This is a genomic window from uncultured Succinivibrio sp. (assembly GCF_902756765.1).
Classification (GTDB): Bacteria; Pseudomonadota; Gammaproteobacteria; order Enterobacterales; family Succinivibrionaceae; genus Succinivibrio.
The window spans coordinates 1-12410 of sequence record NZ_CACVSS010000058.1; the positions used below are offsets into that span (position 1 = coordinate 1).

Annotated in this window: 12 protein-coding genes; 3 read left to right on the forward strand and 9 right to left on the reverse strand. The window is 41.1% G+C overall.

Annotated elements, in window-relative coordinates; translation table 11 throughout:
* Positions 1 to 259: 259 nt before the first annotated feature.
* Together QZU45_RS08480 and QZU45_RS08485 are read right to left on the reverse strand one after the other, a co-directional pair.
* Complete coding sequence (locus QZU45_RS08480) at positions 260 to 658, reverse strand: hypothetical protein (RefSeq protein ID WP_295354114.1); 399 nt, start codon at positions 656 to 658, stop codon at positions 260 to 262.
* 252 nt (positions 659 to 910) lie between these two features.
* Positions 911 to 2374, reverse strand: coding sequence for a flagellar hook protein FlgE (locus QZU45_RS08485; RefSeq protein ID WP_295354117.1), 1464 nt, complete (start codon positions 2372 to 2374; stop codon positions 911 to 913).
* Between the two features lie 259 nt (positions 2375 to 2633).
* Here QZU45_RS08485 and queC point away from each other — a divergent pair, with 259 nt between their 5' ends.
* Positions 2634 to 3344 carry a 7-cyano-7-deazaguanine synthase QueC gene (gene queC / locus QZU45_RS08490; protein WP_295354119.1) on the forward strand — a complete coding sequence of 237 codons (711 nt, stop codon included), beginning with the start codon at positions 2634 to 2636 and terminating at the stop codon, positions 3342 to 3344.
* 173 nt (positions 3345 to 3517) lie between these two features.
* Positions 3518 to 4057: an AAA family ATPase gene (locus QZU45_RS08495; RefSeq protein ID WP_295354122.1), complete on the forward strand. Its 540-nt coding sequence runs from the start codon at positions 3518 to 3520 to the stop codon at positions 4055 to 4057.
* A gap of 82 nt (positions 4058 to 4139) precedes the next feature.
* Here QZU45_RS08495 and QZU45_RS08500 read toward each other — a convergent pair whose 3' ends face one another.
* The 7 genes from QZU45_RS08500 to QZU45_RS08530 all read right to left on the reverse strand — a co-directional run bounded on the left by QZU45_RS08500 (position 4140) and on the right by QZU45_RS08530 (position 11880).
* Positions 4140 to 5912 carry an AAA family ATPase gene (locus QZU45_RS08500; protein WP_295354124.1) on the reverse strand — a complete coding sequence of 591 codons (1773 nt, stop codon included), beginning with the start codon at positions 5910 to 5912 and terminating at the stop codon, positions 4140 to 4142.
* A 56-nt stretch (positions 5913 to 5968) separates the two neighbouring features.
* The gene (locus QZU45_RS08505; RefSeq protein ID WP_074841635.1) at positions 5969 to 6703 is read right to left on the reverse strand and encodes an electron transport complex subunit E; all 735 of its coding nucleotides are present in this window, start codon (positions 6701 to 6703) and stop codon (positions 5969 to 5971) included.
* Positions 6704 to 6707: 4 nt separating this feature from the next.
* Positions 6708 to 7418, reverse strand: a complete 711-nt coding sequence (locus QZU45_RS08510) for an FMN-binding protein (RefSeq protein WP_295354129.1) — start codon at positions 7416 to 7418, stop codon at positions 6708 to 6710.
* Positions 7418 to 8569, reverse strand: coding sequence for an RnfABCDGE type electron transport complex subunit D (locus QZU45_RS08515; RefSeq protein ID WP_295354132.1), 1152 nt, complete (start codon positions 8567 to 8569; stop codon positions 7418 to 7420). The genes QZU45_RS08510 and QZU45_RS08515 overlap by 1 nt, the downstream gene beginning before the upstream one ends.
* 160 nt (positions 8570 to 8729) lie before the next feature.
* Entirely contained in the window at positions 8730 to 10739 is a 2010-nt protein-coding gene (gene rsxC / locus QZU45_RS08520; protein ID WP_295354135.1) for an electron transport complex subunit RsxC, read from the reverse strand.
* A gap of 5 nt (positions 10740 to 10744) precedes the next feature.
* Complete coding sequence (locus QZU45_RS08525) at positions 10745 to 11308, reverse strand: RnfABCDGE type electron transport complex subunit B (protein ID WP_295354138.1); 564 nt, start codon at positions 11306 to 11308, stop codon at positions 10745 to 10747.
* Positions 11305 to 11880, reverse strand: coding sequence for an Rnf-Nqr domain containing protein (locus tag QZU45_RS08530; protein WP_366925487.1), 576 nt, complete (start codon positions 11878 to 11880; stop codon positions 11305 to 11307). The genes QZU45_RS08525 and QZU45_RS08530 overlap by 4 nt, the downstream gene beginning before the upstream one ends.
* Positions 11881 to 11972: 92 nt before the next feature.
* Here QZU45_RS08530 and nth point away from each other — a divergent pair.
* Positions 11973 to 12410: endonuclease III (gene nth / locus QZU45_RS08535; RefSeq protein ID WP_295354144.1), on the forward strand; the 438-nt coding region annotated here is incomplete at its 3' end.

Genomic DNA, 12410 nt, shown 5'->3' on the forward strand with positions numbered 1-12410 from the left:
CGGAATTTTAAGCCTGCGCTGAAAGGCTGGAGAAGCAATTCTCCTAGAGATCGTGTAAGACGTAGTTCGCTATGCAGTGGTCTATGAAGCAGGAATCCCACGACTTTAGTCGTGTGGAGTGTCAAACTGCCTTGTTAGTTGTAAAAGTACAATAAATCCTGTCATTAAAGCAAAGGCCAAAGTCATCTGTGTACATGTCTTTGACCTTAGTAATATGTATCAATACGTGGACAGAAAGCCTGTCTTATGAGGCAAATAATTATTTAACAGTCTCGTTTTTCAGACTTGTATCAATTGCATTCTTAAGATTGGTTACCCAGGTGTTGTAACGGCTGTGAATCTCGTTCTTAGAGCTGTTCTGCATCAGACCTGTAGATTCTACCAGTGAAATGCTGTAGTTTGATTTATCAAAATCAATGCGTACAGTTGCTGCGACATTGGTCTTGTTCATCTTGGCTTCAACTGCTGTACCGGATACTCTGGTTATTTCCCAGTTATAGGAAGAACAGCCTACCTTTATAGCATCCTGAACCTGCTTGGTGGTCAGACCTGCAGGAATATTTCCGTTTGGAGTCATGATCTGCTGATGCTTATAGGCACAGCCAACAAGTGTAAAAGCACATAATATACAGGTGAAGATTTTAACTAAAGCTTTCATATAAAACCTCTTTGTAGTTCAAGTAATCCTGAGTTTTTTGCAGGCAGTGTTGTTATTCTAAGAGTTCAATTTAGATAATTTAAACTGTATGGTGTAATTTTGTGAAACAGTTTTAATTTATGTTCTAAAAATCTGCTTTAGATCTTAATGTTAAGCCTGGAAGAGGGGATTTTTTGGGGGTATAAACGGCAAAAAAAGGCCTCACTGCTAGGAGTGAGGCGAACTATCTAAAAGAGAAACCAAGTTAAATTGTTATCTGATGCTCATGATTGAATCCATTGCTGTGTTCTGAGTCTGCAGTGCCTGAGCGTTTGCCTGGTAGGTTCTCTGGGCAATCAGCAGATCAACCAGTTCTGAGGCCAGCTCCACATTTGACAGCTCAAGATTTGCGCCTTTGATGGCACCTGCCATACCTACATTTGCCTGTGCTGCAGTTGCATCACCAGAGCTGATGGACTGTTTCCACTGGGTATCACCAATCTTGATTAAGCCCTGTGGGTTGGCAAATGTTGCCATCGCCACCTTGGAGATAGGCTGTGTCCTGCCGTTTGTATAGGCGGCAAGAATAATACCGTTGTCATCTACTTCAACATTCTCAAGAATACCGGTTGCATAACCGTCGGTACTTACGCTGGTAACTGAGAACTTGGAGCTACCGTACTGGGTAAGATCCATCTCAATTTTTATTTCCTGAGTTGGATCAACACCACCACCCATAGCGGACGCCAAACAAAAATCATTTCTTATTGATGTTGCATGAGTTGAATTTAAATTATTTATATAAATTGCAGGTGGTAATTGTCCATTATCAACTAATCCTCCTGATGAACCGAATACCAGCTGAATTCCATACAAATCATTATCTGGTGGCTGGATAGATGAACTTGGTTCTGTTACCTGAAAATGACGTCCATTTGCAATATCTACTGCTCTTCCATCAACGTAAGCAACAACGTTCCATACGGTTGCGTCTGCAGTATCTAGTACGTCTGTTGAATAAGGAGTTGAAGGATTTACATGATCTTTCTGGAAGTAATAGGTTAAAGTATGCGCTCCTCCTAGAGAATCATAGATAGTCTGTGAGGTTGCTGCTGTATAGGTTGATGCGTCCTTAGGGTCAAATTTTGTCATTCCACATTTTGTTGGATCTAAATTTCCAGCGTATTCTTTGTTATGTTCTTCTGCTTTTGCTGGCAGATTTGCAATCAGCTCTGCGGTTGTAGACATCTTAGGGGCACCAGTATCTGATGGGATCTTGATGGCATGAGTGGACATGATATCAAGATTGGTAACATTTCCATCTTTGTCTACATCATAGCCCTGCAGGTAGTCACCCATAGCGGTAACAATGAATCCGTCCTTGTTTAACTCAAAGGCACCGTTACGAGTGTAGGAACGGTCACCTACCTCACTGGTGGTTTCATAGTTTTCTGAATTAGCCAGCACGAAGAAGCCGTTGCCGCTGATTGCCATATCAAGATTATTGCCGGTATCACCGGATAGAGAACCCTGGGAAAACTGCTGTGCTACTGTAGTAGTGGTAACACCCATACCTGTAGCAGTCTTGGCACTGGTGAAAACAGAATTTGCATAGATATCGGCAAACTCTGCACGTGATTTCTTAAAGCCGTAGGAGTTGGCGTTAGCGATATTGTTAGAAGTTGTATCAAGATACTTCTGTGCACCTCTAATACCGGAAATTGATGTATTAAACATAGTGTTTCTCCATATTATTTAGATAGTATTTTATTTTTTTCTCTCTGAGCTTTTTTTATGCTTATATGGCTTAATGCCTTATGGTTTGATTATTAGGTAGCAAGAGCTGTGCCAATTAAAGAAATCTAAATAACTATCTGAAATCTAAGAATTTTAATTTTGCGGTTTTGAGTTTTTGCCACTTGTGGCAATGGATTTTATTAAAAATGATTACTGTTTTTGCCGGTTTAAACGGTAAAATAGGGACAGGAGAATTATTATGAAGAAAGCTTTAGTTGTATTTTCTGGAGGACAGGATAGCTCAACCTGTCTTTATTATGCGGTTAAGAATTATGATGCGGTTTATACCATTGGCTTTAAATATGGTCAGCGTCATGAGATTGAGCTTGAGTGCAGAAAGGATTTTATTGAGTCCTTAAAGGCCTTTGACAGGGAAGCAAAAGATAAACTTATCGAGGATAAGGTTGTGGATATGCTCTCTTTGAAGAATCTTACAGATTCTGCCTTAACCAAGGATGATGCTGAGTATGTTATGGATGAGAAAAACTCACTGCCTACTTCTTTTGTACCTGGACGTAATCTTATATTCCTCTGTTATGCGGCAAGTTATGCCTACAGTGTAGGTGCAGATACCATTATCTCTGGAGTCGGTCAGGCGGATTACTCAGGCTATCCTGACTGTCGTGAATCTACTCTTAAGGCTTTAGAGACAGCAATTAATCTTGGGATGGAGAGCTCTATTAGGCTAGTATCTCCACTGATGCACCTGACAAAAGGGGAGACCTTTAAGCTTGCTTATGATTTAGGCGGAGATGATTTTGTCAGAATGATAGTTGAGAAGACTCATACCTGTTATGAAGGGACTCATAACACACTGCATGAATGGGGATATGGCTGTGGCAAATGTCCTTCATGTTTACTTAGAAAGAAAGGGTATGAGGAGTATCTGAAGCTGAGGGAGAAGCTGTAGACCGTGTTAACTACATCAGAGTTTATTTAACACTTTGAAACTTTAATCTTTCTATTAGTTCTTTTGGTTCCTCAAAATATGAGTAAGTAAGGACAAATTAAGGCATCTGTCCTTTTGTTTATGCCCTTAACGAAGGTATAATGTAGACATGTTCAGGTAAGGATCTTGTTGATATGGATAGTAAAAAACTGAGTATCGGCACAGAAGATTTTGAAAAACTCAGATTATCAGATTCCGTCTATATTGATAAAACATCATATCTAACTGAATTGTACGGTGAGCATGTTCATTCCAACGGCATGAGTTATGTTGATGAAGTCCTTCTCTTCACCCGTCCCCGCCGATTCGGTAAATCTCTTACCATGAGCATGATTAAGAATTTTTTTGAACTTAATTATGCTGATCCTGAGGATAAATCCAAGCCTAAGCAAATATTCCGTAATCTTGCTATATCCAGGAATAAAGCCTTCTGTGAAAAATACATGGGGCAGTTTCCTGTTATAAGTATCTCTTTAAAAGATGTTGAAGGAGAGACTGTTGAGGGGGCATTAAATGAGCTTTTAGGCAAGATCTACGAATTATATGATGGTTTCAGATCACTTTTAGACTGTAATGCGTTAGCTCCTGAGGATCATGATGCATATCAGTATGTTCTGTCTTTTACAAAGCAAAGTAGCCGATTATGGGATGAAAACTATTTTATGGTATTGTAAAAATATGGTGCAGAATAAGGATAGAAATGAATGCAACATTCTTAACTACAAACCGATTGAGTAGAGATAAAATCTGCTTTGTTTAATTCATGGCGACCACGCATTCTTTTCCTAAAAAGGATATTCCATATTTGATGATCCTGTAATTTTTCTGCTCATAAGGACTGGCGTATTTCTTTAGCTCAATTTGCTCAAGAGCCCCTTTGCAGATCTCATCAAAACTCTCTCCTTTATAAAGCTTTTTAAACTCTATAATTACCACTTCCTTTTTGGGAGAGTAATCTAAAATCAGATCTGCATATCCATCACCACTTTCAGTATCTGATTTTATTTCTGTATTTTGATCTATTGTTAAGGCGAGAATGCCGGCTAAAAAGCCATGATAATAGTCTTCATAGGCTGTATTTCTTATTGATACAAAGGTTAAAAGCAGTTCATTTATCAGATTCTGAACTTTATCCTTATTTTCTGCAAACAATGCGTTTTTTAATTCTGCAACTTTTGAATACCACTGAGAATTTCGTTTACTGAAAATAATCTTTGCTTTTTGACTAAAACAGTCTAGCACTTCTTTATTTGGTATTTTTACCTCGATGCTTCCATCTTCATTAGTCTTAACAACAGTTAAATATCCTGTATAAAGCATCATCCCCATCATAGTATCAAAATCGGTATGAATTGATATTTCAGGATAGGTTGTAAAATCAGGCGGTAAAATTATTTCTGTTCCTCCGTCCAGTAGATTCTGCAGCCTTTGAGAATCTATGGCATCAGGATGATTGATACAGATGGAGACAATATCGTTGCTTGAGGTATTATTAAAATAATTACCAGGAGTAAAGGTTAAAGGATTTTCTGAAGAATTTGCCTTATGACAGAATGATAAAACACTCCATGGGCAGAGCATTTTTGCTCCTGCAAAGTTGTAGCCGTCATACCACTCTAAAACATCCTTTTCTCTTTCCTGAAGCTTTCTTTTTTTCAGAAGTTCTGTTACTTCCTTATGGGTAAATCCTATAAAATCACGATACAGCTCATCCTGAATGGTATAGAGTGAGAAATTATTGATACCTGTATAGATACTTTCATGGCTGATTCGTAAGCATCCGGTCACAATTCCCTTTTCAAGGTACTCATTGGTTTTGAATACCTCCTCAAACATTCCTCTAATAACATTCAGCATTTCCTTATAATAACCGTATACCGTAGCCTTCTGCAGAGGAACATCATATTCATCAACTAGAACAATAACTTTTTTTCTGTAGATACTGTAAAGATAAAAGGTTAAATCTTTTAATGAGGATTTAACCAGAAGCGTAATGTTGTTTTTTACATCAGGATTACTGAAAGTAATGATTTGTCCATTTTTTGCTAGTTGAACAATTTTTGAGAACTTTTCTTTATCTTCAGGTGCAAGACTGCTTTGTTTAAGAAAACTGTACTGTTTATACAGGTCTCCAATGCGGTTAAATAAAGCGGTTAATGCTTCAATATAATCTTCACCGAAAACTCCCTTAAGAGAGATACTGATTACAGGATACTCTCCCATGTATTTATCACAGAAAGCCTTATCCTGAGAAATTTCTAAATTTTTGAAGAGTTCTTTTGGTTTTGATTTGTCGGCAGGATTATCGTAATTAAGCTCAAAGAAGTTCTTAATCATACTCATGGTCAGAGTCTTTCCAAAGCGGCGTGGACGGGTAAAAAGACTCACATAATCCTCATAGGTTTCACCGTTATCATGAACTTTTTCTCCAAATAGCTCTTTTAGATAAGATGTTTTATCTATGTAGGGAGCTCCCTTTTTAATAAGGGTTTCAAAATCTTCATAACCAACTGTGAAACGTTCTGACAATTTCCTACTCCTAAATTCAAAAATCAGCTTTTCTATTTTTTCGCCTGGGTTGATTATCAGTTCTGAATTGACTTGATTCTGAAGCTGTTCTCAATCTTATGACGTCTGAAATTCTGCATAAAATTCTTTAAGGCAATCATAAAGGCCAGTACAAAGAAGCCGCCCGGAGGCAGAATAGCAACCATCAGTGTGTAATCAGCATTTATAAAGGTACACTCAAGAGCCTCACCGAAACTTCCAAAAAGCTTGGATGCTCCCATAAACAGGGTACCCTGTCCGATAATCTCACGCACAGCACCCAGGACAAAGAGTACCAGAGAGAAACCTACACCGGTACCTACGGCATCTACAAAGGCGAGAATAGGTCCGTTGCGGCTGGCAAAAGCCTCAGCTCTGCCCATAATGATACAGTTGGTTACAATCAGGGCAAGATAGATGCCAAGCTGAGAGTTCAGATCAGGGAAGTATGCCTCAATATAGAATTTGACCAAGGTAACCAGGGTAGCAATAAAAAGCACATAGATAGGAATTCTGACTTCCTTGAAGATACATCTGCGGATTAGAGAAATAATCACCGAGCTTGCGCAGACCACAATCAGAGTGGCAAGACCAAGACCTATGGCAGATACAGCAGAGGTGGTAACCGCAAGGAGAGGGCAGAGACCTAACAGCTGACACAGACCTGGATTGTTGGACCAGATGCCTTCAAAAAGAATCTTTAAAAGTGAGGTTTTAGCTGAGGCTTTTACTTTTTTCTTTTTGCCTTCAACGGTATCAATCTTGTTGTCCATACTATTACTTCACCTTGCATTTTTTTAGTGAACGGATATCAAAGCTGTTTAATTCCTTTAAAGCCTGAGAGGTGGCAATTACAGTCGCTCTGGAGGTGACGGTAGATCCTGTAATAAAATCAAAATCACCGCCGTTTTTCTTTACATCCCAGTTGGCTGATAAAAGCGAATGTCCTGAGAGCTGATCTAAAAAGTTTCCATGGTCTCTGTCTACCTTGTCACCAAGTCCAGGGGTTTCCTGTGAAAAATAGATATCAGCCTTGTAGACCTTTTTATCAGGGGTAAAGCCAGCAATCATTATCAGAGGATCAGAATAACCCAAGGAGGTGGAGTAGGTCATGATATAGCCTTTGATTTCCAGATCTTTAGAGGCAATATAAAGCTTCTGATTATGACCGACGTTTTTACTTTTCTGTATGGCATAGCAGGTAAGCCTGATATTATCTCCACGGGCCTCATCCGGAAGCAGACTGTTGATTTTTACCTTAAGAGAGTTTGCTCGGTTGTTTTCTCTCATCTGTTCTGTGCTCTCTGAGGTATACATAATCATACCTACACATAATGAGGCAACAAAGGCTAGAGAAAAACCTGAGAGGATAGCTCTGGCTGTTCTTGAATATTTGTACTTCTTTTTCTTATTTTTGTCGTTACCGGTATTTGTTGAGCCGGTATCATTGGTATTGGTATCTAATACCGTTTCAAGATTTTTATTCATTACTGAAATCCTCCCTTTTTATAACCCACACCATAAGGTCTTCGAGAGGTCATGACATCAATTAAAGGTGCACAGGCGTTGCCGAGTAGTACAGCAAAGGCAACTGCATCAGAATAGGATCCGTAGGCTCTTAGAATTACAATAAAAAAGGCTACAAAGACTGAAAAATAAATACGGCCTTTGGAGGTTCCTGCATTGGTAACCGGATCGGTGATGATGAAGAAGGCTGCCAGCATGGTACCTCCAAAGAGCAGACCGTCTTCTACATTCAGGTAATTGCCAGGGAGGAAATGATTTAGAATCCACTGGAAGAATATAAAGGAGGCAAAGAAGGCCACCACCATACGCAGGATAATAATCTTAAAGGCAAAGAGGATAAGTCCTCCTATGCAGTAGGCAACAGCAAGTGCCATATAGGCCTTGTAGTTCCCAAGAGTGAAATCGTGACCTGGCAGCAGATCTAAAGATGAGGTCTTGCGGGCAGACTTGATATTCTCAAGATAGGTGGCACCGCTGAAGCTGTCTACTATTGAGCTGATACTCAGATCGTTATCCTCCTCATGGGAGTTTTCAGAAAGATTTAAACCTTCTACAAGATTTCTGAGGTTAACCGGATCAGCCTTCTTGAAGATAACCTCCTGGGTTGCAGAGAGTGTTGCCTGAGTGTATGCGGCAGGTGCCGGTACGATCCAGGCGTTGCTCATGGCAGCAGGGCAGGAGCTGACAATAAAGATAAAGCCTGCCATAGCAGGGTTGAAGATATTGTGACCTAAACCGCCGAAGACGGATTTAACCACGATGATTGCAAAGACGGTGGCAACTACAGTGTAATAGCACTGAAGTAATGGTGGCAGAGTAAAGGCCAGAATCATAGCGGTTACGGTGGCTGAGAGATCACCTACGGCAGTGGAGATGCTGCGGTGGCGCAGCAGGGCAACGATTATCTCACAGATAAGAGCTGTTATCTCACAGATTAAAAACTGCCAGAGAATGCCGTAGCCAAAAAAGTATACCTGAACCATCAGAGCTGGCAGCAGGGCAAACAGGACACAGCCCATAATCAGCTGGGTGGTCATCTTCCCTTTAAGATGAGGTGCGGTTTCTATTCCTAGGATTTTTTTTACCACACCCTGTGACTGGGTTATATTCATATTGGTCTTCTTTATTTATATATTCGTGTTTGTAACTTGTATTTCAGTGTCTTTATATTCGTCTTTATAAATCAGCGGTTATAAAACAGTGTTGTTTTTCATATTTGTATTTATAACTTCATCTTTATAACTTCATATTTTATTTTTCAGATTTTTCTGACTAACGTTTGGAACGTAAGGTCTTTTTCCTGAAGATCTCAGGAAGAATGTTTATTTCCTTCTTCTCTTCCTGGGCGGACATTAAAACCTGAGGAATAACCTTCTTAGGCTCAGGATTCTGACGGCTGTCATCTGGAGGCAGCCCTACCAGCTTAAGCTCATGGGCCTGAACTGTAGGTGCCTCATGAAGAATTACCTTCAGTTCCTCAAGACGTCCTGATGCGTTCTTTTTCAGAACCTGAGGGAGAATATCCTTCTCCTCAAGCTGGGCATTGGCAACCTGCTGCTCAATGGTGGTCTCAGGAACCTCTGGGGCTGGTTTTTCGATATGACCCTGATGTCTTGCAATGGCAATCGCTTTATCCTGAGATTCTTTTAAGCGCTTAATGGCAGAGGCATCATCAGAACCTTCTTTCTGTTGCTGCTGTTTCTGTGCAAGAATTGCCTCCTTGCGTTCACGGGCCTTGGCTTTAGCCTCTTCTAAGGCTTTAGCACGGGCTGCGGCAAGCTCCTCTGGAGACATATTAGCCTCAGCTTCCTTCTGAGCCTTGATTCTGGCTAGAGCAGCCTCTTTCTTAGCCTGTCTTTCCTTTGCTTCAGCCTCAAGACGCTCCTCTTTGAGCTTCATTCTCTGTTTTGCCACAAGATTGCGTCTTTCAGCATCACGGATGTGTTTTTCGACTGCCTGTTCATATCTGAACTGTGAGGTTAAAGGTATGAAAGATGGACAGACATAGGCACAGGCACCGCATAGTGTACAGTCCGTAATACCTGCCTTAAGACAGGCGGCATGGTTTTTAGCCTTGGACTGGTTGTACATTTGATATGGAACCAGACGGCTAGGGCAGACACGGGCACAGCGACCGCAGCGTATACAGTTCTGAGGCTGTTTTAATAAAGGTATTTCTGCTGTGGTTGGAGCGAGAATACAGTTGGCACTCTTGGTAATAGGCACATCAATGGTAGGGAGGGTAAAGCCCATCATAGGACCACCAAGAATGATTCTCTGATGAAATTCTGGGGACAGGTTATAGCTGCTTAATACAAAACGTACTGAAGAGCCAAGACGTACTCGCACGTTGCCGGTTTTCTTCATACTCTCACCTGCAACGGTAACCACACGGGAGATTACAGGCATACCGTCAACTACGGCTTCCTTGACTGAGAGGACGGTTCCAACATTGTTAACCACGATACCGCACTCGGAGGTATGGACAGAGTATGGGATTTCAATACCGGTGATAATCTTGATAAGATTACGGGCTGCTCCTGAAGGGTACTTGGTTGGAATAACACGGATTTCGGCAATACCCTCACAGGCACTCTTCATGGCGGAGATGGCCTGAGGCTTGTTATCCTCAATGGCAACTACGGTAATCTTTGGATTTAATATCTTTTTAAGAATCTGTATACCAAGTGCAATATCTGATGCCTGCTCCTGCATGATTCGATCATCACAGGTAATAACAGGTTCACATTCAGCACCGTTGATGATAAGTACATTACATCCGGTCTGGGAATCATCTAAGGCGGATTTAATCTTAAAGTCAGTCTGGAACTGAGCTCCGCCTAAACCTTCCACACCATAGTTATGGATTCTGTCTAAAAGCTCTTTGTTGGATTTAAGCTCCCAGTCCGGCATCGGATCAAGATCAACGCATTCATCATTACCGTCAGGTTTGATGGTGATGCAAAGTCCTGTATATCCGCTAGGGTGAGGCAGAACCTCCTTTGAAATGGCATTGATGGTACCGGAGGTTGAGGCATGTACAGGCACAAGTCTGCCTGAGGCTTTGGTCAGAGGCTGTCCTTTTTTGACATGATCCCCTACATTGACCAGAATCTCACCTTCCTTTCCAAGATGTCTGTCAATTGGAAGACAGATGATGGATGGCAGACCAAGATCTTCTATTCTGCTCTCGGAGGTATCCTTCATCTCTTTTGGTTTAATACCGCCAAAGAACTTCCAGATTTTTGCTTTGATAATTTTCTGTAACTGATTAGAGGCCATTCTAGTTAACTTCCGCTCTTAATCTGGACTGAGTGAATATTCCAGTTGAAATGAGATAAATCATGATCAAGACGAATTTTTTCAATACATTTCTCCGGACAGGTATTGATACAGTCATCACAGCCGATACACAGGTCCGGATCAACCATATGGGCATCCTTGAGTACACCTGCAATGGCATCTACAGGACACTTGCGCTTGCATTTACCGCAGCCGGTGCAGCTGTTCTCATGAATATAGGCAACCATACGAGGGGAGAAAAGCTGTTCTTCATAATCTCCATAGCTTGCGTTGGTATCACCTACAAGAACACCCAACTGTTTTGCTACATCGGCACCTGCAGGACGGCAGAGGTTTGGGGCTGCCTTTTTATCAGCCAGGGCTTTGGCATAGGCATTACAGCCAGGGAATCCGCACTGACCGCAGTTGATACCAGGAAGCAGCATTTCAATTCGTTTCTCTGCACTGTCCTCTTTCTTATCAGCAAGGGTTGAAAGGTATGAAAGAATTAGACCTAATACTAAAAGTACAGCTGCTAAAATCAGAATAAACTTTAATTCAAGTATCATGCTGCACTCCCGGCAAAGCCAGCAAAGCCCATAAAGGCAAGGGAGAGAAGTCCTGCGGTGATAAGTGCTATTGCGGTGTTCTTAAATGGTTCAGGAACATCGGAGATGGCAAGGCGCTCTCTGATAGCTGCAAATAAAGTTAACACCAGAGTAAAGCCGCTGCCGGCACCTAAGGCAAAGGCTGTTGCCTCAGAGAAGGAGAACTGCAGGGAGTTCTGAAGAAGGACTAAACCTAAAACCACACAGTTGGTGGTTATAAGTGGCAGGTAGATACCCAGGGCATTATAGAGATCATAGGATATAAAGCGTATGGCGATTTCTACCAACTGCACAGTCATGGCGATAACTACAATGTCCATGATAAGATCAAGAGACTGCAGATTATAAGGTATCAGAACAAAGGTGTTTACCGCATAACAGCCCATGGAGGTTACCAGCAGCACAAAGGTGGTGGCAATTCCCATTCCGAAGGCTGCGGAGATTTTATTGGAGACACCTAAAAAAGGGCACAGACCTAAAAATCTGACCAGCACAAAGTTATTAACAATTGCTGCACCGAAAAATAAAAACAATAAATGAGTCATGATCTAAAATTAAAGGCAGTACAAATTTGTAATTGCAATATGATACTTGCAATATGATACCGCAAAGAGTTTGATATTTCATGAAAAAAACTATTAGTTTGTTATCTGATAATGATAGATGTGAGCTTCTGCAGATATTAAGCGAGAGTTTCCCTGATCCTAAATCAGAACTTGTCTTTAATAATCCCTATGAGCTTCTATGTGCAGTAATCCTTTCTGCTCAGGCTACGGATGAATCGGTAAACAGAGTTACACCAAAGCTTTTCTCTCTGGCTCCTTCACCTTTGAAGATGGTTGAGCTTGGTGTTGAGGGGATATCTTCAATTGTCAGAACTATTGGACTGTGGAGAGCGAAGTCGAAGAACATTTATGAGATGTCTAAGATACTCTTGGAGAAATATGAAAGTGAGGTCCCTTGTAGTTATGAGGATCTGATTTCTTTGCCTGGTGTAGGTTCAAAGACTGCCAAGGTGGTGATGAATGTGGCTTTTGGTCTACCGACTATTGCGGTGGATACA